Raw genomic sequence first — 878 nt, forward strand, 5'->3', positions numbered from 1 at the left:
GGTGAGATACTGGCTGTTTTCCATCCCGTCAACGCGCAGCGAGACGGCATAACGGGCCGCCGCCATCGACTCACTGCGGTCACTGAATTCATCCTGTACCGGCACCCACTCCTGTCGGTAACGTACCGGGCGGTCAGCCTGTTCACCGGGTTTAAGGCAATTGCCGCCATTGGCATACATGTGCGGCAACGCCAGCAGGACGGTAACCTGTTGCGTCTCTGCCGACAGCACCGTCGCCAGTTCCAGCACCGGGGGTAAGCGATCCGCCTGATCGGTATCAATCAGCGATCCGTCAGCAAAGCGCACACACAGGTGATCGGCTTTCAACTGCCCCAACGCCAGCATCGCGTTGTCAAACGCCGCGGTCAGCACGCCCCAGGGAGGCAGTCCCCCCAGTCGGGCAACGCATTCACGGGCATACGCCTCCCAGCGGGCCTGTTGCTGAAACTGTTGGGGCGACAGGATGGTCCCCGTTACCCAGAGCGGACGATCAATTTTCATGGCGTTACCCCTTGGCTTTCGGCATCTGGGAAACCAGAGACAGATTGACGTCGAGCCCTTCCACCTGAAAATGGGGCACGGCATACAACCGGACCCGGAAGAAACCGGGGTTGTCGTCAATATCTTCAACAATGACGCGCGCTTCGCGTAGCGGGTGAGACGCCTGCACATCGTCTGACGGATCGGTCATCTCCGTGACCAGCGTGTTGATCCAGTTGTTCAACTCAATTTCGAGCAGACGCCTGTCCTTGGTGGTGCCGATGTTTTCCCGCTGGATTAACTTCAGATAGTGGGAAATCCGTGACAGCAGAAAGATATAGGGCAGACGCGCATTGATACGGCTGTTGGCCGTGGCTTCATTCGTGTCGTACAACGCC

Annotated in this window: 1 protein-coding gene and 1 pseudogene; both read right to left on the reverse strand. The window is 58.4% G+C overall.

Annotated features, from left to right (window positions below; genetic code table 11):
• Nucleotides 1-501 (reverse strand): type VI secretion system baseplate subunit TssK (gene tssK / locus ABR397_RS22885; protein ID WP_350307714.1); only part of this gene is annotated, 501 nt, incomplete at its 3' end.
• 4 nt (nucleotides 502-505) lie between these two features.
• Nucleotides 506-878: pseudogene (locus ABR397_RS22890) on the reverse strand (type VI secretion system contractile sheath large subunit); the annotation flags it as partial.

Origin of the sequence: Photorhabdus viridis, assembly GCF_040256935.1 — a bacterium.
Lineage (GTDB): Bacteria > Pseudomonadota > Gammaproteobacteria > Enterobacterales > Enterobacteriaceae > Photorhabdus > Photorhabdus viridis.